Annotated in this window: 24 protein-coding genes; 7 read left to right on the top strand and 17 right to left on the bottom strand. The window is 65.6% G+C overall.

Annotated features, from left to right (window positions below):
- Positions 1-21: 21 nt before the first annotated feature.
- From mdlC to CO675_RS15025, 6 genes are all read right to left on the bottom strand, one after another.
- A complete protein-coding gene (mdlC, locus tag CO675_RS15050; protein WP_097672706.1) occupies positions 22-1,650 on the bottom strand; it encodes a benzoylformate decarboxylase in 1,629 nt (542 codons plus the stop codon).
- Positions 1,651-1,798: 148 nt separating this feature from the next.
- Positions 1,799-2,686 carry a BJP family subclass B3 metallo-beta-lactamase gene (gene blaBJP, locus CO675_RS15045; protein ID WP_097672705.1) on the bottom strand — a complete coding sequence of 296 codons (888 nt, stop codon included), beginning with the start codon at positions 2,684-2,686 and terminating at the stop codon, positions 1,799-1,801.
- A gap of 151 nt (positions 2,687-2,837) precedes the next feature.
- A complete protein-coding gene (gene hisC, locus CO675_RS15040; RefSeq protein WP_097672704.1) occupies positions 2,838-3,890 on the bottom strand; it encodes a histidinol-phosphate transaminase in 1,053 nt (350 codons plus the stop codon).
- Between the two features lie 104 nt (positions 3,891-3,994).
- Positions 3,995-4,846, bottom strand: coding sequence for an HTD2 family dehydratase (locus CO675_RS15035; protein WP_097672703.1), 852 nt, complete (start codon positions 4,844-4,846; stop codon positions 3,995-3,997).
- 26 nt (positions 4,847-4,872) lie between these two features.
- Positions 4,873-5,973 carry a CaiB/BaiF CoA transferase family protein gene (locus CO675_RS15030; protein ID WP_097672702.1) on the bottom strand — a complete coding sequence of 367 codons (1,101 nt, stop codon included), beginning with the start codon at positions 5,971-5,973 and terminating at the stop codon, positions 4,873-4,875.
- Positions 5,974-5,984: 11 nt separating this feature from the next.
- Positions 5,985-7,154: an acyl-CoA dehydrogenase family protein gene (locus tag CO675_RS15025; RefSeq protein ID WP_097672701.1), complete on the bottom strand. Its 1,170-nt coding sequence runs from the start codon at positions 7,152-7,154 to the stop codon at positions 5,985-5,987.
- Positions 7,155-7,321: 167 nt separating this feature from the next.
- On the opposite strand from CO675_RS15025, the gene CO675_RS15020 reads away from it, so the two are divergent.
- Complete coding sequence (locus CO675_RS15020; RefSeq protein ID WP_092116489.1) at positions 7,322-8,245, top strand: LysR family transcriptional regulator; 924 nt, start codon at positions 7,322-7,324, stop codon at positions 8,243-8,245.
- 13 nt (positions 8,246-8,258) lie between these two features.
- Here CO675_RS15020 and CO675_RS15015 read toward each other — a convergent pair whose 3' ends face one another.
- The 4 genes from CO675_RS15015 to CO675_RS15000 all read right to left on the bottom strand — a co-directional run bounded on the left by CO675_RS15015 (position 8,259) and on the right by CO675_RS15000 (position 11,316).
- The gene (locus CO675_RS15015) at positions 8,259-8,852 is read right to left on the bottom strand and encodes a thiamine pyrophosphate-dependent enzyme (protein ID WP_097672700.1); all 594 of its coding nucleotides are present in this window, start codon (positions 8,850-8,852) and stop codon (positions 8,259-8,261) included.
- The gene (locus tag CO675_RS15010) at positions 8,852-9,409 is read right to left on the bottom strand and encodes a thiamine pyrophosphate-binding protein (RefSeq protein ID WP_097672699.1); all 558 of its coding nucleotides are present in this window, start codon (positions 9,407-9,409) and stop codon (positions 8,852-8,854) included. Before CO675_RS15010 ends, CO675_RS15015 begins: the two co-directional genes overlap by 1 nt.
- A 144-nt stretch (positions 9,410-9,553) precedes the next feature.
- The gene (locus CO675_RS15005) at positions 9,554-10,357 is read right to left on the bottom strand and encodes an isocitrate lyase/PEP mutase family protein (protein ID WP_097672698.1); all 804 of its coding nucleotides are present in this window, start codon (positions 10,355-10,357) and stop codon (positions 9,554-9,556) included.
- Between the two features lie 59 nt (positions 10,358-10,416).
- The gene (locus CO675_RS15000) at positions 10,417-11,316 is read right to left on the bottom strand and encodes an alpha/beta fold hydrolase (protein ID WP_097672697.1); all 900 of its coding nucleotides are present in this window, start codon (positions 11,314-11,316) and stop codon (positions 10,417-10,419) included.
- Positions 11,317-11,423: 107 nt separating this feature from the next.
- On the opposite strand from CO675_RS15000, the gene CO675_RS14995 reads away from it, so the two are divergent.
- Positions 11,424-11,933: a MarR family winged helix-turn-helix transcriptional regulator gene (locus tag CO675_RS14995; protein WP_097672696.1), complete on the top strand. Its 510-nt coding sequence runs from the start codon at positions 11,424-11,426 to the stop codon at positions 11,931-11,933.
- 28 nt (positions 11,934-11,961) lie between these two features.
- On the opposite strand, the gene CO675_RS14990 is transcribed toward CO675_RS14995, so the two are convergent.
- The 3 genes from CO675_RS14990 to CO675_RS14980 all read right to left on the bottom strand — a co-directional run bounded on the left by CO675_RS14990 (position 11,962) and on the right by CO675_RS14980 (position 15,277).
- Entirely contained in the window at positions 11,962-13,236 is a 1,275-nt protein-coding gene (locus tag CO675_RS14990; protein ID WP_097672695.1) for a cytochrome P450, read from the bottom strand.
- A gap of 182 nt (positions 13,237-13,418) precedes the next feature.
- The gene (locus tag CO675_RS14985) at positions 13,419-14,690 is read right to left on the bottom strand and encodes a cytochrome P450 (protein WP_097672977.1); all 1,272 of its coding nucleotides are present in this window, start codon (positions 14,688-14,690) and stop codon (positions 13,419-13,421) included.
- Between the two features lie 203 nt (positions 14,691-14,893).
- The gene (locus CO675_RS14980; RefSeq protein WP_097672694.1) at positions 14,894-15,277 is read right to left on the bottom strand and encodes a hypothetical protein; all 384 of its coding nucleotides are present in this window, start codon (positions 15,275-15,277) and stop codon (positions 14,894-14,896) included.
- A gap of 287 nt (positions 15,278-15,564) precedes the next feature.
- Between CO675_RS14980 and CO675_RS14975 the strand changes: the two genes are divergently transcribed.
- The 4 genes from CO675_RS14975 (at position 15,565) to CO675_RS14960 (ending at position 18,971) form a co-directional block, all read left to right on the top strand.
- A complete protein-coding gene (locus tag CO675_RS14975) occupies positions 15,565-16,716 on the top strand; it encodes a DUF898 family protein (protein WP_097672976.1) in 1,152 nt (383 codons plus the stop codon).
- Positions 16,717-16,720: 4 nt separating this feature from the next.
- Positions 16,721-17,845 carry a M48 family metallopeptidase gene (locus CO675_RS14970; protein WP_097672693.1) on the top strand — a complete coding sequence of 375 codons (1,125 nt, stop codon included), beginning with the start codon at positions 16,721-16,723 and terminating at the stop codon, positions 17,843-17,845.
- 31 nt (positions 17,846-17,876) lie between these two features.
- Positions 17,877-18,122: a hypothetical protein gene (locus tag CO675_RS14965; RefSeq protein ID WP_097672692.1), complete on the top strand. Its 246-nt coding sequence runs from the start codon at positions 17,877-17,879 to the stop codon at positions 18,120-18,122.
- A 213-nt stretch (positions 18,123-18,335) separates the two neighbouring features.
- Positions 18,336-18,971, top strand: coding sequence for a class I SAM-dependent methyltransferase (locus CO675_RS14960; protein ID WP_097672691.1), 636 nt, complete (start codon positions 18,336-18,338; stop codon positions 18,969-18,971).
- A 24-nt stretch (positions 18,972-18,995) separates the two neighbouring features.
- Here the strand turns inward: CO675_RS14960 and CO675_RS14955 are convergent, their stop codons facing one another.
- Positions 18,996-20,144 carry an ABC transporter substrate-binding protein gene (locus CO675_RS14955; RefSeq protein ID WP_097672690.1) on the bottom strand — a complete coding sequence of 383 codons (1,149 nt, stop codon included), beginning with the start codon at positions 20,142-20,144 and terminating at the stop codon, positions 18,996-18,998.
- 361 nt (positions 20,145-20,505) lie between these two features.
- Between CO675_RS14955 and CO675_RS14950 the strand changes: the two genes are divergently transcribed.
- Positions 20,506-20,718 carry a hypothetical protein gene (locus tag CO675_RS14950; RefSeq protein WP_097672689.1) on the top strand — a complete coding sequence of 71 codons (213 nt, stop codon included), beginning with the start codon at positions 20,506-20,508 and terminating at the stop codon, positions 20,716-20,718.
- 9 nt (positions 20,719-20,727) lie between these two features.
- On the opposite strand, the gene lspA is transcribed toward CO675_RS14950, so the two are convergent.
- From lspA to CO675_RS14935, 3 genes are all read right to left on the bottom strand, one after another.
- Positions 20,728-21,231 carry a signal peptidase II gene (gene lspA, locus CO675_RS14945; RefSeq protein WP_283808106.1) on the bottom strand — a complete coding sequence of 168 codons (504 nt, stop codon included), beginning with the start codon at positions 21,229-21,231 and terminating at the stop codon, positions 20,728-20,730.
- 103 nt (positions 21,232-21,334) lie between these two features.
- Positions 21,335-22,330, bottom strand: coding sequence for a LysR family transcriptional regulator (locus CO675_RS14940; protein ID WP_097672687.1), 996 nt, complete (start codon positions 22,328-22,330; stop codon positions 21,335-21,337).
- Positions 22,331-22,407: 77 nt separating this feature from the next.
- Positions 22,408-23,439 carry a MerR family transcriptional regulator gene (locus tag CO675_RS14935; protein ID WP_097672686.1) on the bottom strand — a complete coding sequence of 344 codons (1,032 nt, stop codon included), beginning with the start codon at positions 23,437-23,439 and terminating at the stop codon, positions 22,408-22,410.
- Between the last annotated feature and the right edge of the window lie 277 nt (positions 23,440-23,716).

Raw genomic sequence — 23,716 nt, 5'->3', positions numbered from 1 at the left:
GCGGATCGGCCTTCTCGCCGCTCAGCTTTTCTGCGCGTAGAGCAGCGGCACCGCGGAATCGACCATCACCTCGATCAGGCTGGCGCCGTGATGCGACAGCGCGCGCTTGTAGGCGCCCGCAAGCTCGGCCGATTTCGTTACCCGCACCGCGTCGCAGCCCATGCCTTCCGCGAGCTTGACGAAATCGATGCCGGGCAAATCGAGGCCCGGCACGTTGCGCACCTGCATCACCTGGCTGAACGAACGCATCGCGCCGTAGCCGGAATTGTTCATCACGACGACCGTCAGCGGCAGCTTGCGCTGCGCGGCGGTCCACAGCGCCTGGATCGAGTACATCGCTGAGCCGTCGCCGATCAGGCAGACCGTGCGTCCCGTGCTGCGGCCGAGCGCCATGCCGACCGCGGCCGGCAGGCTGTAGCCGAGGCCGCCGCTGGCCATGGTGTAGAAGCTGTCCTGGCCGCGCATCGGCATCGCCTTCTGCATCAGCGGGCGATGTGACGGCACCTCCTCGACCAGCGCATCGTGCGGTCCCATCGCGGCCGCGAGTGCATGTAGCGCATATTCGGCGGGGATCGGATCGCCGGCCGCGGGTGCCGGCGGCAGGACGCGGCCCGGCGATGCGCTTCGTTTGGTCTCGGGCAGCATCGCGAGCAGCGCCGATAGCGCCGGCTTCATGGTCGCGACGATGCTGTGGCCGGTCGGCGTCATCGCGGCGGCGTCGGGATCGTCGGTGATCTGGAAGATCGTGGTGGCGCCGTCGAAGATCGCGGCATGGCCCTCAACATGGAAGGTGAAGACCGGCGCGCCGACCACGACAACAAGATCGTGATCGCGCAGCGCATCGGAGAGCTGGCCCGGTGCGGCCTGCAGGAAGCCGGCAAATTGCGGATGGCGCTCGGGGAACGAGCAGCGCGCCGAGAACGGGCTGGCCCAGACAGCGGCCTTGGTTTTCTCGGCAACCTTGACCATGAGGTCGACAGTCTCGGCGCGATCGACGGCGGGGCCGACGACCAGGGCAGGGCGCTTGGCCTCTCCGAGCGCTGCCGCCAGCGCCTGCATCGCGGTCGCGTCAGGGCCGATTTCACGGCTGACCTGACGCGCATCGAGCGGCTGCGTCGCATGCGCCCAGTCGTCGATCGGCACCGAGACGAAGGTCGGCCCGCAAGGCGGCTGCATCGCGATATAATAGGCGCGCGCGATCGCGGCCGGCACGTCCTCGGCGCGCGCCGGCTCGACCGCGAATTTCACATAAGGCCGCGGGAATTCGGAGGCGCGCTCGGCATAGAGGAAGGCCTGCAGCGGCATGATCGAGCGCGCCTGCTGGCCGGCGGTGATCACCATCGGGGTCTGGTTGCGATAGGCGTTGTAGATGTTGCCGAGCGCGTTGCCGACGCCGGCCGCCGAATGCAGATTGACGAAACCGGCATTGCGTGTCGCCAGCGCATAGCCGTCGGCCATGCCGACGACGGAGGCCTCCTGCAGGCCGAGCACGTAGTCGATGTCGTCGGGCCAGTCGCTCAGGAACGGCAGCTCGGTCGAGCCGGGATTGCCGAACACCTTCTTGATGCCCCACGCGCGCAGGAGGCCGAAAGTGGCGTCCTTGACGGTGACGGTCTTGCTCTTGCCGGCGGCGGGTTTGCGCGAGGACATCGGGCGGCTCCCATTTCTGTCTTGTTACGTTCCGTCATTGCGGGCGGCAAAAGCGGAAAGGCAATCCACCTCTCGATGGATTGCCTTGCGATGTCAAGCCGCGCCGCACCCATAGTTGCCGCGGCAACGGCTGAAGATTTGCGGCCTGCTAATTGGCCTTTTGCAGTGCGGCGGTTTGCTTGGCGAGCCGCTTGTCGAAATCCTGCTCCAGCCCGGCCACATAGGTGGCGTTTTCGCCCGGCTTGACGAACGGATTCGGCGCGCCGTCCTTCATCTGTGCGCGCTTGGCCTGCATGTCGTAGACCTCCGGGTGCGGGCCGAGCAGCACGTCGACCTTCATCGCCTTGACCTTGGCGAAGGTCGAGCGGTAGTCGTCGACGATGCCGGGATAGGTCGGGCGGCCGACCAGCCGGTTCAGCGCCACCGTTCCGCTGCAGAAGAACAGCACGTTGCGCTGCTGGTTGCCGTCTTTCACCGTCATCTCCCAGCTGGTGCAGCCGGGCGAATGGCCAGGTGTGGTGTGCGCGGTCAGCGTCACGTCGCCGAGCGTCACCTTGTCACCTTCCTTGACGGTGCGGTCGACCTTGACCGGCGTAAAGGCAAGATCGGCGTTGCTCTCGTCGCCCGGATAATAGCCGCCTTCGAGCAGCGGCTTGTCGCGCTCGCCGGCGATCAGCTGCGCGCCGGTCTCTTTCTTGATCTCGGCAAAGCCGCCGGTGTGGTCGAGATGGGCGTGGGTGTTGAGGATGATCTTGATGTCGCCTTCCTTGAAGCCGAGCTTGGCGATGTTGTCCTTGATCATGCCGGTCGACTGCTGCATCGCCGTATCCATCAGGATCAGCCCTTGCGACGTCTTGATGACGTAGACCGCGATCCCGTCAGTGCCGACGTAATAGACATTGTCGATCAGCTCGTATGGTTCGAACGGCGCAGTCCATTTCTTCATGACGACAGCCATGAAATCCTTGAGCGTCTGTGCTTGCGCCCCGGTTGCGATCAGCGCGAGCGCGCACAGCGCGGCTGCGATCGTCCTCATGGTTGTCTCCCCAATTGTTGTTGTTTGCGGGAGCGCACTATGCGTGCCGGCAACGCCGATCGCAAGCCGCGGACGGCATGCCGCCGGACATGCCACCGCGTGTCCGGCGCATGCCTGTTCCGCGTTCAGCTCGCGTATTGTGCGATGCCGATCACACCATCTGACGCAGCAAGCCGATCAGACGGCTGCATTCGCCGTCGGTGCCGACCGTGATGCGCAGGAAGTCCTCGATCCGCGGCTTCTGGAAATGCCGCACCAGGACGCCGCGCTCCCGCAGTTTTGCGGCGAGATCGGCGCCGCGATGGCCGCGGTGGCGGGCGAACACGAAATTCGCAAGCGACGGCAGCACCTCGAAGCCAAGCTCAGTGAGGCCAGAGACCAGCGCCTCGCGACTCCCGATGATGCGTTGCCGGGTCTCCTCAAACCATGCGTCGTCCTCGATCGCGGCGACGGCACCTGCGATCGCGAAGCAATCCAGCGGATAGGAGTTGAAGCTGTCCTTGACGCGCTCCAGCGCCTCGATCAGCGGGCGCTGGCCGATGGCGAAGCCGACACGCAGGCCCGCCAGCGCGCGCGACTTGGACAGCGTCTGGATCACCAGCAGATTGTCGTGGCGCGCGACCAGCGGCACGGCGCTCTCGGCGCCGAAATCGACATAGGCCTCGTCGACCACCACCAGACGGTCGGGATGTTCGGTGACCAGCGCCTCGATCGCGGCGCGCGGCAGCGCGATGCCGGTCGGCGCGTTGGGATTGCACAGCAGGATGGCGCTGCCGGGTCGCCGGTAGTCGGCAAGGTTGATCCGCATCGCGGCATCGAGCGGGATCGTCGTGTAGCCGACACCATAGAGGCGGCAATAGACGGGATAGAAACTGTAGGTGATTTCGGGGAACAGCAGCGGCGTGTCGTGCTTGAGCAGCGCCGGAAAGGCGTGGGCCAGCACCTCGTCCGAGCCGTTGCCGACGAACACCTCGTCCGCCGTGACGCGATAGCGCGCCGCGATCGCCTCGCGCAGGGCGGTTGCGCGCGGGTCCGGATAGAGCCGCAGCCGATCCGTGGCAGCTGTGATCGCCGCTACCGCGCGCGGCGATGGCGGGTAGGGATTCTCGTTGGTGTTGAGCTTGATCAGGCCGTCGATCTTCGGCTGCTCGCCGGGCACGTACGGCGACAGATTGTGGACGACCGAACTCCAGAAGCGACTCATGATCTCGTGATCCTGGGATGAATGCGGTCACAATACGGAATACGAGGCGCTGATGAAAGCGCCTCGTTGTCCCGCCGCATTCCGATGTGGGTCGCGCGCGCGACCTACCAGGTCGCCGTGCCCTTCATGGTGGGCTGGCCCTCGGCGTTCGCGGTCCACAGCTCCATGCCGCCGTCCTTGTCGTTGGCGTTGATCGAGAACTCGCCGCCCTCGAACAGCGGCTGCACGCCGCGATAGGTCAGCTTCTTCGGCGGCTTGCCGCCGCGGAGTTTCGCGGCGAGCTCGACGATGAAGGAGGCCTGCAACGGGCCGTGGAAGATCAGGCCCGGATAGCCCTCGACCTTGGTGACGTAGTCGCGATCGTAATGGATACGGTGGCCGTTGAAGGTCAGCGCCGAATAGCGAAACAGCAGCACCGGATCGGAGACGTGGCTCTCGCGATGCTGCGCGGTCGGTGGAGGCGACGCCTTGGCCGGCGCGGCGGCTTGTGTGCTCGTCATCTCGCGATAGACGATGTCCTGCCGCTCGCGCACCGCAAGCCCGCGCGAGGTCGTCACCTCGTGATTGACCGAGACGAAGCACAGCGTGCCGGTCGAGCCCGATTTCACGGTGACGTCGGCGATCTTCGAGCTGCGCTTGGCTTCATCGCCGATGCGCAACGCGTCGAAGAATTCGAGCTCGCCGCCGGCCCACATCCGGCGCGGCAGCGGCACCGGCGGCAGGAAGCCGCCGCGGGTCGGGTGGCCGTCGGGGCCGAGCTGCGACATCGGAAACACCGGCTGCGCCAGGCACCAATGCGTGGTCCACGGCGCGGCGTCGCCGGCCTTCGGCTCGCCGATCTCCTGGAACAGCGTGGCGCGCAGCCCCATCACGAGATATTTGGTGACGGCGTCGGAGGCCTCCGTGGTCTTGCCGATCCATTGGCGGAGATGATCGAGGTCGAGTTTATCGGTCATGACTGTGTGCCCGGGCAGGAGGGATCTCAGGAACGTTTGATGCGCTCGCCGATCGCGGGCACCTTGCCGTAGTGCCGGTCCTCGCCGACGACGATCGCGGCCGGCGCCGGATAGCTGATACGGCCGTTCGGCGTGTCGACCTCGATGCGGCGCAGATGCGGGTGCTTGGCGAGGTCGTCCATGCTGTTGACCTCGGCGAAGGCGATGTCGGCCTCGGCGAGCTTGCCGAGCAAGTCCTCGCGCGTCAGTCTGCCAAAACTGTCGCTGACGATTCCGTCGGTCAACGCGCGGTTGCGCACGCGCTCGACCATGTTGGCAAAGCGCGGATCGTCGGGCAGGCCGGGCTGGCCCAGCACCTTGGCGCACAGCGTCTTCCACTCGCGCTCGCTCTGGATCGAGATCAGGATCTCCTTGCCGTCCTTCGAGCGGAACACGCCGTAAGGCGCAATCGAGGGATGGGCGAGGCCGATACGTTTGGGCGACTTGCCGTCCTCGGCGTTGAGCAGCGGCACGGTGAGCCAGTCGGCCATCACGTCGAACATCGAAATGCGGATGTCGGCTCCCTCTCCGGTGCGGCCGCGGCCGATCAGCGCTTCGAGGATGGACGCATGCGCGGTGGCGCCGGTCGCGACATCGACGATCGACATGCCGACGCGCGAGGCGCCCTCGGGACCGCCGGTGATCGAGGCAAGGCCGCTCTCGGCCTGGATCAAGAGGTCATAGGCCTTGCGGTCGGCGTACGGGCCGGTGTCGCCATAGCCCGTGATCGTGCACATGATCAGGTCAGGATATTCCTTGCGCAGCCGCTCGCGCGAGAAGCCGAGCTTGTCCATCGAGCCCGGCTTCAAATTCTGCAACAGCACGTCGGCACCCGCGATCAGCTCCTCGAGCTGCGCGCGGCCCTCCTTGGTGGCGAGGTCGACCACCGCGGAATCCTTGCCGCGGTTGAGCCAGACGAAATAGCTGCTCTGGCCCTTCGCCGCGGCGTCGTAGCCGCGGGCGAAATCGCCCTCGGGCCGCTCGATCTTGATGACATGAGCGCCGGCGTCGGCGAGGCGTGACGAGCAGAACGGCGCGGCGACCGCCTGTTCGACGGCAATGACGGTCAATCCCTCAAGCGGCAGCATGATCTGAGAACTCAATAGGAGCGGGGCATGCCGAGCACGTGCTCGGCGACGAAGGAGAGGATCAAATTGGTCGAGATCGGCGCCACCTGGTAGAGCCGGGTCTCGCGGAACTTGCGCTCGACGTCGTACTCCTCGGCGAAGCCGAAGCCGCCATGGGTCTGCACGCAGGCATTGGCCGCTTCCCAGGAGGCATCGGCCGCCAGCATCTTGGCCATGTTGGCCTCGGCGCCGCAGTCGAGCCCGGCCTCGTATTTGCGGGTGGCTTCCTTCACCATCAATTCGGCCGCACGCATCGAGGCGTAGGCCTTCGCGATCGGGAACTGGATGCCTTGGTTCTGGCCGATCGGCCGGCCGAACACGCTGCGCTCCTTGGCGTAGTTGGTCGCCTTCTGGATGAACCACTTGGCATCGCCGACGCATTCGGCCGCGATCAGGATGCGCTCGGCATTCATGCCGGAGAGGATGTAGCGGAAACCCTTGCCTTCCTCGCCGATCAGGTTCTCCGCCGGCACCTTCATGTCGGTGAAGAACACTTCGGTGGTGGCGTGGTTCATCATGGTGCGGATCGGGCGGATCTCCAGCCCCTTGCCCTTCACCTCGCGCATGTCGACGATGAACACCGACAGCCCGTCGGTGCGCTTCTTGGACTGCTCCTTCGGCGTGGTGCGCGCCAGCAGCACCATCAGGTCGGAATATTCGGCGCGGCTGGTCCAGATCTTCTGGCCGTTGACGACGTAGTGGTCGCCCTCGCGGCGTGCGAAGGTCTTCAGCGACGAGGTATCGGTGCCGCTGGTCGGCTCGGTGACGCCGAACGCCTGCAGCCGCAATTCGCCGGTCGCGACCTTCGGCAGATACTTCGCCTTCTGCGCGTCGTTGCCGTGCCGCAGCACCGTGCCCATCGTGTACATCTGGGCGTGGCAGCCGCCGCCGTTGCAGCCGGCGCGCTGGATCTCTTCCAGGATCGCCGCCGCGGCCGACAGCTTCAGGCCCGCGCCGCCATATTCCTCGGGGATCAGCACCGAGAGATAACCGGCCTCCGTCAGCGCGTCGACGAACTCCTTCGGATAGGCCATCTGGCGGTCGAGCTTGCGCCAGTATTCGCCGGGAAACTGCGCGCAAAGTTTTGCCACCGCGTCGCGGATGTCGGAATGGTCGTCGGTATGCTGATCGTGTGTGGTCATGATTTCGTCTTGTTGGGTTTCGTCTTGCCGAGAGGTTGCGCCAGAGCGTCGTCGGGCGAAGCGGAAGCCGGTTCGCGTGAGGAAAACGCCCGCTGTTGTGGGGTCCCGGTAAACTCCCTATGCTGTTTTGTTATAGCGTATGAACCTGCCTTCCAGGATTGGCAAGTATGGATTTCCGCCAGCTTAGGACCTTTGCGTGCGTCGCGGAACTCGGGAGTCTGAGCAAGGCATCCGATACCTTGCGGGTCGCGCAACCGGCGCTGAGCCGGCAGATCAAGCTCTTGGAGCACGAGCTGCGTACCGAATTGTTCACGCGCAACGGCCGCGGCATGGTGCTGACCGATGCCGGCCGGCTGCTGCTGGCGCGCACCGGCGGTATCGTGCGGCAGATCGATCAGATCCGCGACGACATCCAGTCCGCGGGCGGCGCGCCGTCCGGGCGTGTCGTGCTCGGACTGGTGCCGACGGTGAGCTGCGTGATCTCGGCGCGGCTGGCGCGGCGCACGGTGGAGCGCTATCCCGGCATCTCGCTCTGCATCGTCGAAAGCTACAGCGGCCACCTGATCGAGTGGCTGCATCGCGGCGAGATGGACCTTGCGGTGATCTATGGCCCGTCGGTCGATCTGCATCTGGCGGTGCAGAGCCTCGGCCGCGACAGCATCGTTGCGGTCGGTCCGCGCGGCAGCGGGCTGAAGCAGAAGAAGCAGGTCGATATCGGATGGCTGCTGCGCCAGCGTCTGGTGCTGCCCAGTCATTCGCACGGGCTCCGCGCCATGATCGAGCATGCGGCCGCGAAGAAGAAGGTCACGCTCGACGTCAAGCTCGAGGCGGATTCGTTTCGCGTGCTGACGAGCCTGGTCGAGGAGGGACTCGGATACACCATGCTGCCGCCGTCCTCGGTGCGCGGCGAGGTCGCCGACGGCCGGCTGGAGACCGCGCCGATCGCGCGGCCGGCGCCGCGACGCGAGCTGACCCTGGCCTCGCCGGTCGAGCATCCCGGCTCCAACGCCATCACGCTGATCGCAAAGTTGCTGCGTGACGAGGTCGCCGCGTGCCGCGCCGAGGGGCTCTGGGATATCCAGCTCGCCTGAGCGCGGCTTCGCATCATCTCACCTGGAAGCCGAGATGGCCGCGGAAGCGGTTCTTGAGGTAGGCGCCGTCGCGCGGCGGCAGCGCGCGCTCGACTTCGCCGGCGGCGATGCGGATGCGCGCCAGTCGTGGGCCGCCGCCGAGATCGCGCAAGCTATTTCGGAAGCGCTCGATGCCGGCCATGTCGGCGATATCGGAGACATTGCCGATGCCCGCGCCGCTTGCGATCACCTCGAGCTTCGCCCCGAGGCCGGAATGGCTGGGCTGCATCCCGGTCTCGCCGAAATGGCCATTGTCGAGCACCGCGATCGAGAGATTGCCGGGCTGCTTGGTGGCGATCGTGAGAAGGCTGCCGATGCCCATCAGCTGCTCGCCGTCGCCGGTGATCACCAGCACCGGGCGCTTCGGCTGCGCCAGCGCGAGGCCGAGACCGACCATCGCGGCGCCACCCATCGCGCCCCAGAGGTAGAAATTGCCCCGATGCTCGCCGGCATCGAACACGTCGTAAGACGAGGAGCCAAGCCCGGAGATCACGAGCAGGTCGCCGCGGTCGGCGAGCAGCGCCTTCACGGCGGCGCGGCGATCGAGAGTGCCTGTTGGTGCTGACATCAATGCGTCTCCTTCGTCCACTTCTTGCGGCCGATCATGCGCTGCGAGATCAGCACCGCGACCTGCTGGTCGCCGTCATAGGCGAGCGAGGCGGCGGCCGAGATCACCTCCTCGGCGTCATCGGGGTTCTCGAGCCGCAGCACGGTGGCGCCCATGATCTCGAAGGCCTGCGGCGTCGCGCGGCCCATCGGAATCTGCCAGGGATTGAACTCGGCCCATTCGCCGCGCATCGTCACCAGCGTCAGCAGCGGGAATCGGCAGCTCGCCATCAGCGACAGCATGTTGACGCAATTGCCGACGCCGCTCGATTGCATCAGCAGCACCGCGCGGTCGCCGCCGAGCCAGGCGCCGGCGGACAACGCCACGCCCTCTTCCTCGGTCGTCAGCACCGTGGTCTTGATGTCGGCGTCGGCATGCGACAGCTTGATCAGCTTGGAATGTCCGGCGTCGGGAACGTAGGACACCTGCGCGACGCCGAAGTTCTTGAGTGTGCGGTAGATCGCGACCGGCCAGTCGGTGCTGGTCGCGCTGTCCTGGTGAACGGCAATCTGGTCCATCGTGGGCCTCGGCTCGGGGCGCGCAATGGCGCGTCCTCACCGAAGCCTTTACCGCGCGAGCAGACTTAACTCCCTTCGCATCTGGCTCGCGCAGCTATACCGGATTTGTATATCGCACGTCAGCACGGCCGGCGACCTTCGAACTCAGCCATCCGGCTGCAGAAACGTGCCGTACTGCCTGCTCGCGACCACCGCGGCGGCGGCCTCTCCGATGACGCGCATCGTCGCCAACATCGGCCACGGCCCAAGGCTGATCCGGCGCACGCCGGCACGGGCGAGTTCGCCGATTTCGGGAACGCCCCGCGTCACCATGATGTTGACCGGCAGCGGCGTCAGCTGGACGAGCCGCTCGATCAGCGGAAGGTCGGTCAAGCCCGGCACAAAAATGCCATCGGCGCCGGCATCGGCATAGAGCTTCGCGCGCCGCGCCGCTTCATCCAGGCACTGCTCCGGCGAGCCGAACTTCAGCAGAAAGGGATCGGTCCGGGCATTGATGAAGAGACGAACTCCGGATTGCTGCGCGGCGTTGCGCACGGCCCTGATCTTCGCGGCATGCTGCTCGGGATCGACGAGCTGCCGCTTGCCGCCGGCAAGCCCGTCCTCGATATTGATGCCGATCGCGCCGGCTTTCAGGATCCTTGCCGCCGAATGCGCGGCGGCGTCAGCGGTGTCGCCATATCCCGCCTCCAGATCGATCGATACCGGAACGGAGACCGAAGCGGTCATCCGCGAGACCAGCCCTTCGATCATGTCGAGCGGGGCATTTTCGCCGTCGGCAAAGCCGAGCGCGGATGCCACCGCGCCGCTGCTGGTTGCCACCGCCGGCGAACCCTTCGCGATCGCCTTGGCGGTCGCGACATCCCAGGCGTTGAACAGGACCAGTGGATCGCCCGTCCTGTGAAGACCGTGAAACGCTTCGGCGTATTGCTGCTGTGTCGTGGCGTCCATTGCGCGCGCTCCTGTTCAGAGAGAATTCGAAAGACTTCGTGACGTGGTCGCTGGGCTGTTCAGCCGGCGGCGTGCGTCTTGAACCAGTCCATGATCAGACTGGTGACCTCTGCCTCACGCTCGAGGTGCGGGAAGTGCCCGACATCGGGCAGGACAACGCGCTGATGGGGCCCCTTGAAGAGCGGCTCTTCCTTGATCGAATACCGCGCAGTCGGATCGTTGCCGCCATAAATCGTCAGCGTCGGCGTATGCATGTCGTTGATCGGCAACCGGCCCGCAACTCCCGCATCGACCAGGCCATTGTAGTATTTCAGCGCCGCCTTCATGGTGCCTGGAGAGCTGAGCGTCGCCTTGACCGAACGGAGATGCGCGTCGTTCTTCAGGGTTGGCGACCACAACTTCCAAAGGTAGTCGACAAAGGGAAGTCCCTCGATGTTGACCGCCGAGTGGGCGCCGGGCACCGTAAAGAAATAGACATGGAAGACCGATCGAACGGCATCGGGATCGCTCCTGAGGCTCGGGATCGTGATCGGGTGCGCGGTGTTCATGACAACCGCGGCCTTGATCGCTGACGGTGCCGTGGCCAGCGCCTGGAATGTCGACGTGCCGCCCCAATCCATGCCGACGACACACGCTTGTCCGTCGTCGCTCAGCGCCGCGATCAGCGCTTCGAGATCCTGGCCCAGCGCGATCGGATCGAAGATGCCGTCGGCCGGAATCTCGGTCGGCGCATAGCCGCGCAGGAACGGCGCGACCGCGCGATAGCCGGCATCCGCGAACGCCTGCAACTGCTTGCGATACGACCAGGCGTTGTCGGGAAAGCCGTGCATGAACATGACGAGCGGCCCGCTGCCCTGTTCGAGATAGGCAAATCGCACGCCGTTGGCCTGCACGTATTTCAGCGCGGGTTCGCTGCCGGCGGCGTCAGGCGTTGCCAATGCGGTGCTTCGGATCGTCATCGCTACTCTCCATTTTTCGTCGTCGTGGCTCTCCCGGATAAATATGTGCGTAGCGCATATATCTGGTCAAGTTGTTTTTTGTGCGTAGCGCACATATTGTTGCCCCTATGGAAAACGGAATCGCCAATCTGCTGGGCGCGCTGTCGCTCGCCGTCATGGATCGTATCGAGCAAGGTGCGCGCGAGGTGGTCGGCCGCGGCGGCGAGACACCCGCGGCGCTCATCGTCATCGGCTACGGCCAGGGCATGACCAACGACAAGCTGAGGCGGATCCTCGGCCTGTCGCATTCCGGAACGGTCCGGCTGGTAGATCGTCTGGTTTCGGATCGGCTCGTCGAACGTCGCCCGGGAAAGGACGGCCGCGAGGTCGCTTTGCACCTGACGGCGTCCGGCACTGTATCGCGCAATGAACTGCTGGCGTCGCGCATCTCTGCCGTGACGTCATTGCTGGATGTGCTGTCGTCGGCCGAACGCAAGCAGCTAGCGACACTGATCCGCGAGCTGCTGGCAAGGCAGGACACGTCCGAGATGGATCGCTTCACGATCTGCCGGATGTGCGACGACCGGGTCTGCACCAATTGCCCGTTGCCGACCAACAAGGGCCAGCACGGGCACTAGTGCAGGACGAGCGCGAGTAGGGTGAGGCTCAGCCCGGGATCCGCACCGGCAGGTTCTCGATGCCGCGCACGAAGCTGGAATAGACCCGCTTCGGCTCGCCGACCACCTCGATGCGGTCGAAGCGCTTCAGCATCTCCTGCCAGACGATCTTGAGCTGCAGCTCGGCGAGCCGCATGCCGACGCAGCGGTGGATGCCGAAGCCGAACGACAGATGGATGCGCGGCCGGGCACGATCGATGATGAACTCGTCCGGGCGGTCGATCACCTCGTCGTCGCGGTTGCCGGAGACGTACCACATCACGACGCGGTCGCCCTTTTTGATGGTCTTGCCGCCAACCTCGGTGTCCTGCAGCGCGGTGCGCCGCATGTGCGCCAGCGGGGTCTGCCAGCGGATCACCTCCGGCACCATGGTGTCGATCAGCGCGGGGTTCTCCTTCAGCTTCCTGAACTGGTCGGGATGCTCGTGCAGCGCCAGCACCGAGCCGCTCATGGTGTTGCGGGTGGTGTCGTTGCCGCCGACGATCAGCAGGATGATGTTGCCCATCAGATTGTCGGGGTCCATGTGCCGGGTGGCGTCGCTATGCGCCATCATCGACAGCAGGTCGTTCCTCGGGGCTGAGTTGACGCGTTCGTTCCACAGCTTTGAGAAATAGGCGTAGCACTCGTCCATTTCCTGTCGCCGCTGTTCCGGCGAATCGACGATGCCGCTCTTCGGCAGCGCGGTCGAGACGTCGGACCAGCGCGTCAGCTTGCGCCGCTCTTCCCATGGGAAGTCGAACAGCGTCGCCAGCATCTGGGTGGTCAATTCGATCGAGACGCGCTCGACGAAATTGAAGGTCTCGTTGCGCGGCAGATTGTCGAGCACGCTCGCGGAGCGCTGGCGGATCAGCTTCGCCAGCTCGTCGAGATGATTGGGCGTGAACATCGGCGACACGGTCTTGCGCTGATGGGCGTGCTTCGGCTGGTCCATCGCGATGAAGCTCGGATAGTCGTAGCCGGGCGGCACGTCGCGGATCGAGATGCCGCCGAGCGTGGAGTCCGAGGAGAAGATGCCGTGGCTGGTGTCGACATGCATGATGTCGTTGTATTTCACGACCGACCAATAGGGCTCGATCGGCGAATTGGTGCAGTAGTGCACCGGCTCTTCCTTGCGCAGCCGCTCGAACCACGGCCACAGCGTGTCGTTCTGGAAGAGCCGCGGCGCGCCGGGGTGAAAATCCCTGAGGGGCGTCGCATAGGCTTCCTCGCGCGCCTGCCGCAGCAGCTCGGCCCGGTCGGCACGGATGGCAGTCTGGACGTTCATCTAATGTTACTCCGGCGAATGTTCTGGCCTCCACCTCTCCCGCTTGCGGGTGGGGGCTTTCTCCACGCAAAGAGTGTCACTTGCGGCGACACCCCCACCCCAACCCTCCCCCGCAAGCGGGAGAGAGAGCACAGTCTCGTCGTGGTCACAGTTCAAACTCAACTTGCTGATTTCGTCACGCGTCAGGCGGCGATGCGCACCGGCAGTGTCTCGTAGCCCTTGATGAAGCTGGAATACACCCGCTGCGGCTCCTCCACCACCTCGATGGTGTCGAAGCGCTTGAGGATCTCCTCCCAGATGATCTTGAGCTGCAGCTCGGCGAGACGCAGCCCGACGCAGCGGTGGATACCGAAGCCGAACGAGATGTGGGTGCGCGGCCGGGCGCGGTCGATCAGGAACTCGTAGGGCTTCTCGATCGCCTCTTCATCGCGATTGCCCGAGACGTACCACATCACGACCTTGTCGCCCTTCTTGATCTGGCGGCCGCGGAACTCGAAGTCGGCAAGCGCGGTGCGTCGCATATGGGCGAGCGGCGTCTGCCAGCGGATCACCTCGGGTACGAAACTGTCGATCAGCGCCGGGTTCTCACGCAGCTTGCGGTATTGCTCCGGATGCTTGCTCAGCGCGTAGATGCTGCCGGACAGCGTGTTGCGCGTGGTGTCGTTGCCCCCGACGATCAACAGGATCAAATTGCCGAGGAAGTTCTTCGGATCCATGTTCCGCGTGGCATCGCTGTGCGCCATCATCGAGAGCAGGTCGCTCTTCGGCGGCTGGTCAGCCCGTTCCTTCCACAGCCGTGCGAAATAGCTCGCGCATTCCATCAATTCGGCCTGCCGCTCGTCCTCGGTGGCGACGAGGCCGCCGGCGCCGGGCAGGGTGGTCGCGACATCGGACCAGCGGGTCAGCTTGCGGCGGTCTTCCCACGGGAAGTCGAACAGCACCGCGAGCATCTGCGTGGTCAGCTCGATCGAGACCTTGTCGACCCAGTCGAACGCCTCGCCGCGCGGCAGGTTGTCGAGGCACTCGGTCGAGCGCTTGCGGATATTGATCGCGAGTTCGTCGAGGTGCGTCGGCGTGAACATCGGCGCTACGGTCTTGCGCTGCGCCGAATGGCGCGGCTGGTCCATCGCGATGAAGCTTTCGCGGCGCAGGTCCGGCGGCACGTCGCGGATGGTGATGCCGCCGAGCGAGGCGGCCGAGGAGAACACCGAATGGTTGGTCTCGATGTCCATGATGTCGTTGTAGCGGGTGATCGACCAGTACGGACCGAACATCGAATCCTTGCAGTAGTGTACCGGATCTTCGCGGCGCAGCCGGTCGAAATACGGCCAGAAGGTATCGGTCTTGAACAGCTCGGGATGGCCGGGATCGTAATTTGCGAGCGGAAGCGCGTTGGCGCGTTCGCGTGCGGCATCCAGATTGCGGTCGTCGACCAGATCGATGGTCCCGTGCATGAGCGGCTCCTCAACCGTTTCGCTGCCGGGGCGTGACCGGCGCGGCATGTTTTACCGAATTACATTCTCATTCCGCGGTTTGCGCAAGGGCTCTCAACGCGCATTTGGCCGCATTGATGTCAGGCCAAAGCGGCCGAATCCGGGCTTTTCCGGCGATGGACGGGTCCGCGCGGCGGCCAACGCTGTTTGAAACGGCGTTTGATTTAATCGGGCGGCGCGGGCGCCGTCGGTTGGCTCGCGGGCTTTTCGCAGGGGTAAGTGTCCTGCAGGCCCCAAAGCAGCAGGAGCGCGACCACCATCTCGCCTTTGGCGGACCGCTTGTCCGCCGATTTGAGCATGATCTCTTCGGTCTGCTCGCTGGTCAGCGCGAGGTCGCCCGGCAAGCAAAACAGCAATTTGCCGCCATGCCGTGTCAGCCAGGCATTGGAAGCCATCAGGCCGCCCCGCACGCCGTCCAGGTACATATGATTGAAGATGCGAAAGTTCTCATTCTTCGGATTGCGATAGGAATCCAGCCGCACATCGACGGCAGCAGCGGGCGCCGCCGTAACGGCCAGGACGCACGCCGACAAGATCCATTTGTTCATCGTGTTTCCTCGCGCTCGTGGAAACGTCGTTGCCGTTCGGCATGTCCGTTAAGTCGGTAAGTTCCCGCTTTGGGTTCGAAGCGCGTGACACCGGGGGCGGCAATGGGGTGGCCTTTCGGCTCGCCGCCGATCTCCAGCAGTCCCGTTAAGGCAAAGCCAACCGCAACCCGCCAAATCCGGCCGCCCCGCTCTCGACCTCGTATGAAACCTGGATCACACTCGGAGCGACAAACCTGTGCTTTTGATGCGCAGAGATTGTCCCGTCCCGGAGCTACCCCGTGAACGACATGAGCTGGACCCCGCTGGGGCCGCCGCAGCCGCCGCCGCAACCGGTCCCGCCGCCGATGCCGGTGGCGTTTTCAGGGAACCGGAAGGAGTTCTTCCGCCTGGTCGCGCGCGGCGCCGGGCTCGAGCTCGTGACGCTCGGCTTCTACCGGTTCTGGCTCACCACCGACATCCGCCGTCACCTCTGGTCGAACACCGTGATCGACGGCGACGCGCCGGAATATACCGGCCGTGGCAAGGAGCTGCTGATCGGCTTTCTGGTCGCGCTCGCCATCCTCGTGCCGGTCTATGTCGGGTATTTCCTGATCGGCATCGAGGCCGAGCATCTCAAGGCGTTCGCCTCGCTGCCGCTGGTCGCGTTCTTCTATCTGTTCGGCCAGTTCGCGATCTATCGCGCGCGGCGCTATCGGCTGACCCGCACGGTGTGGCGCGGAGTCCGCTTCTGGATGAGCGGCTCGGGCTGGATCTATGCGCTGAAGGCCTCGCTGTGGGGCCTCTTGGTCGTGGTCACGCTCGGTCTCGCGCTGCCCTGGCGCGAGGCGGCGCTCGAGCGTTACAAGATGCGGCATTCCTATTACGGCGATCTGCAAGGCTCGTTCGAGGGCCGCGGCTGGGATTTCTTCAAGCGCGGCTGGTGGCTCTGGCTCCTGATGCCGTTCGCGCTCTACAGCACGATCTTCGCACCGTTCGCCTATGCCGCGTTCAAGGCGATCGAGTGGCGCTGGTGGCTGTCGGGCATCCGCTTCGGCGAGGTCCGGCTGGAATCCACCATGCGCCGCAGCGCGCTGATCGGCCTGTACTGGAAGGTGATCGGCTGGGTCGTGCTGCTCGCCATGGTGTTCGCGGCCTATCTCGTGCTCTGCACCTTCCTGGTCGCGAGCATGGACGGCTCCTCGATCGTCGACTTCTTCAGGACCGAGGCGTTCGCCAAGAGCATTCCCCTGATCGTGCTGCTCGGCATCGGCTATCTCGCCTTTGCGCTGGCGATGAATGTGGTGATGCGGGTCTATCTGATGCGCGATCTCTGGGTCAGGGTGCTGTCCTCGACCATCGTGCACAACATCGAGGCGGCGGCCAACGTCACCGCGCGCGGCGAACTCGCCAATGCGCTCGGCGAAGGTTTCGCCGACGGCCTCGACGTCGCGGGATTCTAGCGCCATGGAAGCCGATTTCAACGAGGCCAGTTCCGCGGCGCCGCCGGTCCCGGGCGCGGTGTTCTTCGACGGTGCATCGAGCCGCCGGCGCATCGTCGCGCTCGGACTGTCCGATGCGCTGGAGATCAGCGAGGGCGGCGAACTGCTGGCGCGCTGGGCGTTTGCCGACATCCGCCGCGCCGACAGCCCGTCCGGCCTGCTGCGGCTGAGCTGCCTGACTGCGCCTGCCCTGGCGCGGCTCGAAATCCGCGACGCACAGCTGACGGCTGCAGTCGTCGCGCGCTGCGACAGGCTCGAAGCCGACCTGCCGAACCGCAAGACCGTCGCCGGCATCGTCGGCTGGTCGCTCGCGGCTGCGGTGTCGATCGTGGTGGTGGTGCTGTTCGGCGTGCCGCTCGCCGCCGAGCGGCTGACGCCGCTGGTGCCTGACGCCTTCGAGCGGCGGCTCGGCGACGTCGCGGAGGCGCAGGTCAAGGTGGTGTTCGACGGCAAGCCGTGCAGCAACGCGGCAGGACAGGCGGCATTCGAGAAGCTGGTGGGCAAGCTGCGGGAGAGCGCGGGCCTCGACACTTCAGTGCAGTCGGGCGTGCTGGCGACCTCGGTGCCGAACGCCTTCGCGCTGCCGGGCGGCAAGGTCTATCTGTTCGAGGGGCTGTTGGAGAAGGCCGAGAATCCCGACGAGATCGCCGGCGTTCTGGCGCATGAGCTCGGCCATCTCCGTCATCGCGACAGCATGCGCGAGCTGATCCACAATGGCGGCACCTCGTTCCTGATCGGGCTGTTGTTCGGCGACATCACCGGGTCCGGCGCGCTGATCTTCGCCTCGCGCTCGCTGGTGACGTCGTCCTATTCGCGCGACGCCGAGACCAATGCCGATACCTTTGCGATCGAGACCATGCGCAAGCTCGGCCGTCCGGCGAAGCCGATGGGCGAATTGATGTTCCGCGTCACCGGCAAGGAAGGCGGCAAGGGGCTCTCGCTGGTCGCCAGCCATCCGCTGACCGAGGACCGCCTCGCGCGCATGGACAAGGCCGATGCCGCCGGCCCGGCCAAGGGCCAGCCGCTGCTGTTGCCAACCGAATGGCAGGCGCTGAAGGGCATCTGCGGATCGGGCAAGGGCAAGGTGTGAAGCAGGGGGATTTCGAGACTGGAGCAATCCCATGCCACGTGACGACAGATACTGGTTTCCCGCCAAGCGTTACGGCTGGGGCTGGGGACCTCCGAACAACTGGCAAGGCTGGGCGGTTGTCGCCGGGTTTGCGGCCCTGATCGCCGCAGGCGCCGCGACGATCCTGCCGCACTCGCACCCCCGCTTCATTGGCTATGTCGCCGTGCTGTGCGTCCTGCTCATCGGCGTGTGCTGGTGGAAGGGCGAGCCGCCGCGCTGGCGCTGGGGCGGCGACTAAAGCATGATCCGGAAAAGTGCGAAGCGGTTTTCCGAAAAGATCATGCTCAAACAAGGAGCCAAAGCGCGATGAGATCAGGCGGCCGGGAATTTGCGTAGGACTGAGCGGCCCGCTGCTTCGCTCGGTCGCGCGACATTTTGACGGAGTTGACCTCGGTGGCAGCGGACTGCTCATGGTCTCCGCTCCCGCACGCGCCCGGAGGATTTGCCCGTCTTGACCATCGAAAGCGACGCCCGCTTCTGGGACCGGGCTGCACGCAAATATGCCGCGCGGCCGATCGCAGCGCCGGCCGAATATGAGCGCACGCTGGACCGTACCCGCGCATTGTTGAAATCCGGCGATCGCGTGCTGGAGCTCGGTTGCGGGACCGGCACCACGGCGCTCCGGCTCGCGGGCGGCGTCGAGAGCTATCTCGCCACCGACATTTCGGCGGAGATGATTGCGATCGCCAACCAGAAGCACGCGATGACGCCGATCCCGGGTCTGACTTTCCGGGTCGCGACCGCAGATACCACGGCGGTCGATGCTGGACCGTTCGACGCCATCCTGGGGCTCAACTACCTCCATCTGGTTCGGGACTTGCACTGCACCCTCCGCCGGATTCACGCGCTGCTGGTGGCCGATGGCGTTTTCATTTCCAAGACGCCCTGTGTCGGTGAGATGAACCCGCTGGTCCGGCTCGTGCTGCCGGCGATGCGCGCGATCGGAATGGCGCCCCATGCCGGCGTGTTCACGTCCGACAGGCTGCGCGAGTTGCTGGGTGCCGGCGGGTTCGAGATCGTTGCCGCAGAGAACCATGCGGCGAGGGGCGACGATCATCGCCCCTACATCGTGGCGCGCAAGATGTGATGCGCCCGGTGCGGTCGCGAGCCGCTACTTCACCAGCCTGAACTTGCCAGCCTCGACCTTGATCAGGAACGCCGACCGCTCGTCATAGCCGTTGTGGTCGGTCGGGCTCATGGTCGAGAGGCCGTTGTTGAGGTAGACGTCCTTGCCGCGCTCGAGCTCGTCGCGCAGTGCGGCGCGGAATTCCGGCGTGCCGGGCTTGGCCGTCTTCAGCGCGCTGGCCGCCGCCCGCTTGAACAGCGTGACGGCGTCCCACAGGTGGGCGCCGAAGATGTTCGGCTTTTGCCCGTTGACCTTCTCGTAGGACGACACGAACTCGTCGCGCGCCTGGCGGAACGGATCGCTCGCCGGCAGATCGTCGGCGATGGTGAACGCTTCGCCGGTGAAGATCGCGCCCTCGACATTGGCGCCGCCGAGCTTGATGAATTCCTCCGACGCAACGCCGTGGGTCTGGAAGATCTTGCCGGCATAGCCGCGGCTGCGCAGCGCCTCCTGCGGCAGCACCGCCGGCGTGCCCGCGGACGCGATGAACACCGCCTCCGGGTTCGTTGCGATCACCTTCAGCGCCTGGCCCATCGCGCTGGTGTCGGCGCGCGCATAGACCTCATGGGTCGTGACGGTGAGGCCGAGCGTGGGAGCCAGCCGCGAGACCTCATTGTAGTAGCCTTCGCCATAGCCGTCGGAGACGCCGATATAGCCGAGGGTCTTGATGCCGGATTTCGCGATGTATTTCAGGATTGCCGCCGCCATCAGGTCGTCATTGGGGACCACCTTGAATGCCCAGCGGCGGCGCTCGTCCATCGGCCGCACGATCGCGGTCGCCGCGGCGAGCGAGATGATCGGCGTCTTGGATTCGAAGGCGACGTCGAGCATCGGCATGGTCACCGGGGTCAGCGAGGAGCCGATCAGGATGTCGACGCCGTCCTGGATCACGAGGCGGCGGGCATTCTGCGTGCCCTTGGTCGGATCGGATTCGTCGTCGAGCGCGATATAGACCACCTTCTCGCCGCCGATCTCCTTCGGCAGCGCGGCGATGGTGCGCATCTGCGGCTGGCCGAGCGCCGAGCCCGGCCCGGATCCGGACACCACGACGCCGACCTTGATGTCGGCCCGCGCGTCCGGCGCCGCCAGCAGCGCGCCCGCGAGTACCCAGAGTCCGGCCATGGCCAGCTTCATTGCAAATCCTCCCAGCAGGTTCTTTTTGTGTCGGTGCGGCCGATGATAGCCGACCGGCGTCCGGTTTCGCATCTTATTGATTCCGCCCGATACGTCTGTCCCCCTGATTGGGGACATCCGGGCGGCGCCCCGGCTGCGGCACGGTCCTGAACCCGGCGTTTACCAATCCCCTAAAGGCCGCAGGAACCAGTTTCCCTAATCGGGCGGCAACGTCCTGCTGTTATTGAAGGACGGGAAAAGGGAGTACGAACCATGTTCAGCATTGTTCGGATCCTCGTCTTGATCGCATCTGCGTATGCGGGATCCGTGGTTGCAGGCGTGCAGTTGGACGGCGCGCAGCCGTCGCAAGCGGTCCACGTCCATGATTGAGCATCATCCGATCGCGCCGGAGCACGCGCGCGCCATCTGCGAAGAGATCGGCGAGCGGCTGCGCTACGCGCTGCGCGATGACTACGCCGATTTGCCGCCGCGGCTGCGCGAGCTCGTCAACGAGCTCGCCCTGCAGGATTGCGAGGCGCCGTCGCTGGTGCCGGCCATGGCGGAGATGACGCGGCCGCTGGTCGTCGCGGCTTAGGATCTCAGCCTAGCTGTCGCCGTGGCCTGCCTTGGTGATCTCCAAGGACGGCAGGAGCGCGGTCAGCAAGACAAGCACGATGCCCAAATCGATCGAAACATCGGCGACGTTGAAGATCCAGACAAAGCGAAGTTTCGAGGCATCGAACAGGTCGACGACGGCACCCAATCGAAGCCGGTCGATCGCATTTCCAGCGGCTCCGGCGCCGACCAAGGCGAATCCAAAGGCGTTGAGGGTCGATGTCGATCGCCGCAGGACCGATCCGAGCAGGGCCGCCGCTGCGGCAAGTCCAACGGACGCGAGCGTCCACCGCGACAACGCTCCGTAGTCGGGAACGAGACCGAATGCGTTGCTGCGATTGAACACGAGGGTAAGGTCAATCGGGCCCGGGAGCTTGACGGTGGCGCCGGCTTCCAGCGCGCGAAGCGCCCAAAGCTTGGTCAGCTGATCCAGCGCCAGCATCACAAGCGCGGCGCAGAAGGCGGTGATGCGCGCGCTTCGATAGCCTCTCACGAAACCGTTTCTCGCTCCGTTGCCATTCACGCCGTGGGCACAACCCCGGTGTCACACCATAGTGTGGCGCGCCGCAACGGCCAATATTTCCGACCGGTTCGCGTCAGACGTTCTTCGCGACCTTGCGCGTTCGTGTCGGCCCGGCGCCGGCGATCGCCGGCTTGATATTCCACACCGCGCGCACCGCCGCGAAGGCGTGGGCGATCACCGGCTCCTGGCGGCGGGCGGCAAGACAGGCGAAGGAGAGATCGCAGGTCAGCTTCACCTTGTCGGCGACCACGAATTGATGCGGACGCGCCATCCGCGGCGCCAGCACGCTGTCGCGCGCGAGCGCGAGGCAGAGGCCGGATTCGACGAAGTCGATCATCGCCTCTTCCTGATCGGTGTAGCCGACCCGCTTCGGCAAGGCGCCGAGCGGACGGAAGATGTCGTCGAGCAGCCGGCGATGGCCGGAATGCGGCGGTGTCGCGAGCCACGGCAACTCGGCGAGCTCGGCCCAGCCCTTGCCGATCACCCGGTCCCGCCAGCCGATCGGGGCGATCACGCGGTAGTCGTAACTGAGCAGCGGCGCCAGCTGGTAGCGGCCGTCGGCGATGGTCCGCTCGCCAAAGCTGTGATGGACCAGTTGTTCCTGCGGCGTGGCGTCGACATAGTAGCCGACGTCGAGCTCGCCCCGGCCGACCTGCGCCAGCACGTCGTCGCTGACGCCATGGCGCAAGAACACCTCGGTGCGTTGCGAGGACATCGCAAGGCTGCGCACGAACGGCCCGAGCCGGGTGAATTCGGGGTCGAGGATGGTGCCGACGCGCAGCGTACCGCGTTGCGCCTCGTTCAACGAGTCCGCCATCGCCTTGAAGTCGGAAGCCGCGGCCACCGCCCGGTGCGCCAGCGGCAGCAGCGCGGCGCCGGCCTCGGTCAGCGTGAAGCCGTTTGGGGTGCGGTTGAACAGCTGCATCCCGGTGCTTTCCTCCAGCGCCTTGAGTTGCAGGCTGACCGCCGGCTGGGTCAGTTTCAGCATCGCTGCAGCGCGCGATACAGTGCCCTCACGGGCAACCGTGATGAAGCAACGCAAGGCCTGGGTACGGGGAAGCTCGGTCATTGTGTGAGCTTATAGCACACTTTTTTCGCCGTGCATCCAACCTTGTCGCGTGATTATAATACAACCAATGCGAGAAATCAGGAAGACCGCCACGCAACCATGCCTTCGGTGCGCGCCCGCACTGCCGGCGAGGCGAGGCAGGTCGCGACCGCTTCATAGCCGGTGGCGCCGGGAGTGGCTGTGACGCAGATCGGCACGCTGTGATTGGCGGGGCAGAGGATGATCGCTTCATCGTCGCCGACCGCGTCGAGGTCCAGGATCGCGGTGGAGCGTGTGAGGAAGAACAGCGGCCGCGCCTCGGGCCCGCGGCGGCGCAGATGCGCGATCACGGCCTCCTGGCTGGCCGCATCGAGCCCATGCTCGAGCATGTCGATCACCAGGATGGTGTCGCTATCGGCTTCGAGCGCGGCGAGCAGGGTGGTCAGCGCGGCCGACTCCACCGCGCCATCGGCGAGCAGGACGGCAAGGCTCGCCTCGACCCTTGCCTTGTGCGCCGGGTCGGCATCGAGCCGCGCACGAACGGAAGCGCCGCCGTCGGCGGTGCGATCCAGCCCCACGAAGATTGCGTTGGGCAGCACCTCGGCGAGCCGCTGCGCGAGGCGCGTCTTGCCGCTGCCGAGCGGACCGACGACGTGGTTCAGCAGCTTGATGTCGCGCAGCTCGAAGCGCTCGCCGCCCCACGGCCACGGCAGATCGAACGCGACGCCGATCGCGGGTCTTGTCCTGACCGCACCGATGAGGTCGCACGTCGCGGGCATTTTGCCGCGGCCGAGGTCGGCGCGCAGCCGGCGTACCCTGGCGATGCTGTCGCTGGATTGGCGCATCCCCGCTTCGAGCGTCGCCTCATGCGCGGCCAGCACGCGATCGAGGACGGCGGCGTCGCCGCTCAGGATCCGCGCCACTTCATTGATGCTGAGGCCGAGCGCGCGCAGCGCGACGATCTCGGCGCCGCGCGCCATTGCGGCCGCACCATAGGCGCGCCATCCAGCCGGCGTGCGGCCGGGCGCGATCAGGCCGCGCTCTTCGTAAAGGCGCAGCGCTTTCGCCGAGATCCCGAGCTGCCTTGCAGCTTCGGACGGGCTGAGGAAACGGGCAGCAGGAGCATTCATCGAATCACCTCGCGTCGTCTGACCGCGCTTCTATGGAGGCGGCCGCAGGGGCAAGGTCAAGCGGGGAGGTGTTTCTTTCTACGCGGGAGTTGATGACATGGCGCTCTTTGACGTCCTGAATCGCGACCCACCCTCACTGTCGTCCCGGCGAAGGCCGGGACCCATTACCCCAAATGCTCGTTGTGGCGCGATGCTGGGGCTACAGCCCTCTTCAACAACACTCCCCTGTGGTTGATGGGGTGGACGGCCCCCTACGGCATCAGTGTGCCAGAATGAG

The sequence above is a fragment of the Bradyrhizobium sp. C9 genome, assembly GCF_002532045.1.
Classification (GTDB): domain Bacteria; phylum Pseudomonadota; class Alphaproteobacteria; order Rhizobiales; family Xanthobacteraceae; genus Bradyrhizobium.
Note: the sequence above shows the minus strand (reverse complement) of the source record. Positions and strands in the feature narration are given on the sequence as shown.

What these genes read in the sequence shown, in the direction of transcription:
- mdlC (WP_097672706.1), bottom strand. Translation starts at nt 1,650, where the DNA reads ATGTCCTCGCGCAAACCCGCCGCCGGCAAGAGCAAGACCGTCACCGTC.
- blaBJP (WP_097672705.1), bottom strand. Translation starts at nt 2,686, where the DNA reads ATGAGGACGATCGCAGCCGCGCTGTGCGCGCTCGCGCTGATCGCAACC.
- hisC (WP_097672704.1), bottom strand. Translation starts at nt 3,890, where the DNA reads ATGAGTCGCTTCTGGAGTTCGGTCGTCCACAATCTGTCGCCGTACGTG.
- CO675_RS15035 (WP_097672703.1), bottom strand. Translation starts at nt 4,846, where the DNA reads ATGACCGATAAACTCGACCTCGATCATCTCCGCCAATGGATCGGCAAG.
- CO675_RS15030 (WP_097672702.1), bottom strand. Translation starts at nt 5,973, where the DNA reads ATGCTGCCGCTTGAGGGATTGACCGTCATTGCCGTCGAACAGGCGGTC.
- CO675_RS15025 (WP_097672701.1), bottom strand. Translation starts at nt 7,154, where the DNA reads ATGACCACACACGATCAGCATACCGACGACCATTCCGACATCCGCGAC.
- CO675_RS15020 (WP_092116489.1), top strand. Translation starts at nt 7,322, where the DNA reads ATGGATTTCCGCCAGCTTAGGACCTTTGCGTGCGTCGCGGAACTCGGG.
- CO675_RS15015 (WP_097672700.1), bottom strand. Translation starts at nt 8,852, where the DNA reads ATGTCAGCACCAACAGGCACTCTCGATCGCCGCGCCGCCGTGAAGGCG.
- CO675_RS15010 (WP_097672699.1), bottom strand. Translation starts at nt 9,409, where the DNA reads ATGGACCAGATTGCCGTTCACCAGGACAGCGCGACCAGCACCGACTGG.
- CO675_RS15005 (WP_097672698.1), bottom strand. Translation starts at nt 10,357, where the DNA reads ATGGACGCCACGACACAGCAGCAATACGCCGAAGCGTTTCACGGTCTT.
- CO675_RS15000 (WP_097672697.1), bottom strand. Translation starts at nt 11,316, where the DNA reads ATGACGATCCGAAGCACCGCATTGGCAACGCCTGACGCCGCCGGCAGC.
- CO675_RS14995 (WP_097672696.1), top strand. Translation starts at nt 11,424, where the DNA reads ATGGAAAACGGAATCGCCAATCTGCTGGGCGCGCTGTCGCTCGCCGTC.
- CO675_RS14990 (WP_097672695.1), bottom strand. Translation starts at nt 13,236, where the DNA reads ATGAACGTCCAGACTGCCATCCGTGCCGACCGGGCCGAGCTGCTGCGG.
- CO675_RS14985 (WP_097672977.1), bottom strand. Translation starts at nt 14,690, where the DNA reads ATGCACGGGACCATCGATCTGGTCGACGACCGCAATCTGGATGCCGCA.
- CO675_RS14980 (WP_097672694.1), bottom strand. Translation starts at nt 15,277, where the DNA reads ATGAACAAATGGATCTTGTCGGCGTGCGTCCTGGCCGTTACGGCGGCG.
- CO675_RS14975 (WP_097672976.1), top strand. Translation starts at nt 15,565, where the DNA reads ATGAGCTGGACCCCGCTGGGGCCGCCGCAGCCGCCGCCGCAACCGGTC.
- CO675_RS14970 (WP_097672693.1), top strand. Translation starts at nt 16,721, where the DNA reads ATGGAAGCCGATTTCAACGAGGCCAGTTCCGCGGCGCCGCCGGTCCCG.
- CO675_RS14965 (WP_097672692.1), top strand. Translation starts at nt 17,877, where the DNA reads ATGCCACGTGACGACAGATACTGGTTTCCCGCCAAGCGTTACGGCTGG.
- CO675_RS14955 (WP_097672690.1), bottom strand. Translation starts at nt 20,144, where the DNA reads ATGAAGCTGGCCATGGCCGGACTCTGGGTACTCGCGGGCGCGCTGCTG.
- CO675_RS14950 (WP_097672689.1), top strand. Translation starts at nt 20,506, where the DNA reads ATGATTGAGCATCATCCGATCGCGCCGGAGCACGCGCGCGCCATCTGC.
- CO675_RS14940 (WP_097672687.1), bottom strand. Translation starts at nt 22,330, where the DNA reads ATGACCGAGCTTCCCCGTACCCAGGCCTTGCGTTGCTTCATCACGGTT.
- CO675_RS14935 (WP_097672686.1), bottom strand. Translation starts at nt 23,439, where the DNA reads ATGAATGCTCCTGCTGCCCGTTTCCTCAGCCCGTCCGAAGCTGCAAGG.